The sequence below is a fragment of the Ilumatobacter sp. genome (assembly GCF_049588435.1).
Lineage (GTDB): Bacteria > Actinomycetota > Acidimicrobiia > Acidimicrobiales > Ilumatobacteraceae > Ilumatobacter_A.
Window position 1 is genome coordinate 1 of record NZ_JBAVYV010000207.1, and the last position, 2533, is coordinate 2533.

2 protein-coding genes are annotated in these 2533 nt (G+C 68.5%); both read left to right on the forward strand.

Annotated elements, in window-relative coordinates; translation table 11 throughout:
- The coding region (locus WBV89_RS07860) for a cell wall-binding repeat-containing protein (protein ID WP_423980779.1) at positions 1-1787 on the forward strand (1787 nt) is incomplete at its 5' end.
- A gap of 127 nt (positions 1788-1914) precedes the next feature.
- Positions 1915-2533 (forward strand): aminotransferase class I/II-fold pyridoxal phosphate-dependent enzyme (locus WBV89_RS07865; RefSeq protein WP_423980780.1); only part of this gene is annotated, 619 nt, incomplete at its 3' end.

The following is a 2533-nucleotide window of genomic DNA, read 5'->3' on the forward strand; positions in this document are numbered from 1 at the left end:
CCTCACGCAACTCGATTCCGGAGCCGACGGTGCAGGCCCTCGCCCATCTGCAGCCGCGACGCATCGTGGTCGTCGGGGGTTCCAGCGCCGTCAGCGACGCGGTGCTCACCCGATTGCGGCAATACACGAGTGGCACGGTCGCGCGTGTTGCCGGGGCCGATCGCTTCGCGACTGCCGTCGCGCTTTCGCGGTCACGCTTCCCCACCGGGGCCGGCACGGTGTTCGTCGCCACCGGCCGCAACTTCGCCGACGCTCTGTCGGCGGCACCGGCAGCGGCGCGGTTGAACGCGCCGTTGCTGCTCGTCGGCACGAACCGCATTCCTCCTTCGACTCTCGCCGAACTGAACCGGTTGAATCCGACGCGGATCGTGTTGCTCGGAGGACTCGGTGCGGCGAGCGCATCAGTCTTCGGCCAGCTCGGCGCCATCGCAACGACCGAGCGAATCGCCGGCGCCGATCGCTACGGAACATCGGCCGCCGTCGCTGCCCATTTCTTTCCAACCGCCGTCTCGACTGTGTTCCTGGCGACGGGCGAGAATTTCCCGGACGCACTCGCCGCCGGCGCAGCCGCGGCCCAGGTCGGCGGCGCCGTGCTCCTGGTCCGGCAAACGTGCGTGGGCCACGAAGGTGCCCTTCAGCTCACCCGTCTGGCACCGGTGACCGCCGTCGTGCTCGGCGGCACCGGCGCACTCTCGGACAACGTTGCCCGTCTCGGCACGTGCCCCACCACGTCGCGCTACCTCGGCGAAGGCCCGCTGGCCGCCATCCGGTCCCGAGCCGCGATCGTGGCCGCCGAATACCGCGCCGCTGGTTGCACGTCGATCGACTCCGACCGTCTGGCGGCAATGATGATCTCGCCGATCTTCAAGGAATCCGGCGCTGCGACCACCGCGGCCACCGCGCCGTCTCCGATGACGCTGTCGCGCTACGACGAGTGGAACGGACTCCGCAACCAGAACACGAACGCCAGCGGCAACCTCGGGTTGTACGCCTTCGCCAACCCGGCCACCACCTACTACCGGGCCTTCTGGCACCCCGGCATCGGAATGTGGCAGTACGACAGCGCGGGGGTCGGGGCACCGTTCACCGCCATCGCACGAATGGACGTCAACATCGTCGGCAACGATGTTGCACGAGGGATGGCCGGGCGCTACTGCGCCGCCACGGGCACCGCCGGCCAGCCTCCGACCGAACAGCAACGGCGGGACCGAGCCTGGAGCCCGTGGTTCTCGCCCGGGCAGAAGTGTCCACTGTGTCAGCGGGAGTATGCAGCGCTCATGCTGCAACCTGGCCTCCCCACGGTCCTCTCCGTCCCGGGCATCACGTCGACCGGCGGCGCGGTCAGCCGGACGTGCCGAGTTGGCGGCGCCACGCTGCCGTGCTGGTACGTGAACCCGTCGGTCTCGGTGATCCAGGGCAACAACTGGTGGGCACGGCTCGATCCCACCGGCGGCGCCGGACCCACGCCGGGCCAGACCAACCCGACCGTGGTACCAACCCCGCTCAGCTTCCCGTTCTACGTGCTCGAGAACAACGGCCGGGAGGAGCGCCATTGGCTGCGGGCCGATACGGGCTACAACATCGACATCTCGGCCAGCCGCATCCTCAACGCCAACGCCCGCCCGCGACCCGGTCAGGTGAACTCCGGGGTCCAGTGGTCCGGCGTGTCCACGCTGTGTGACCTGACCACCAACCGTGGTGCCTGCGCGATCCAGGTGACGTCGGCGCCGGAATCCTTCGTGCCTCCGTCCGATCCGATCCTGGCGCCCAGCGATTCGTCCGGCTGACGCGAGCTGCTGTCCGACGGTCTCTCCGAACCCGTGTCGCCGCGATCTCTACACTGACCACGTGACCGCGCCGACCGATGTCCTGACTTCCAAGCTGGCCGGGTTCGGGACGACGATCTTCGCCGAGATGTCGGCGCTTGCGGTTTCGACGGGCGCGATCAATCTCGGGCAGGGTTTCCCCGACACCGACGGTCCCTCCGAGGTCCTCGACGCGGCGGTCGACGCGATTCGAGCCGGGGTCAACCAATATCCGCCGGGGTTGGGTGATCCCGATCTCCGTCTGGCGATCTCCGAGCACCAGCAGCGCTGGTACGGCCTCGACGTCGATCCCGAGACCGAGGTCGTCGTCACGGCCGGTGCGACCGAGGCATTGGCGGCGGCGATGCTCGGGATGCTCGACGCAGGCGACGAGGTCATCGTGTTCGAGCCGATGTACGACAGCTACCAGGCTGGAATCGCGCTCGCCGCCGCAACCCCGGTCGCCGTGCTGCTCGGGCCCGATGACGCAGGACGATGGTGCTTCGACCCCGAGGCGCTGCGCGCCGCGATCACCGAACGAACCAAGCTGATCCTGCTGAACACACCGCACAATCCCACCGGCAAGGTGTTCGATCGCGACGAGTTGGAACTGATCGCGCAGGTGGCGATCGAGCACGACCTGATCGTCGTGACCGACGAGGTCTACGAGCACCTGGTCTTCGACGGCAGCGAGCACATCCCGCTCGCCACCCTGCCCGGAATGTTCG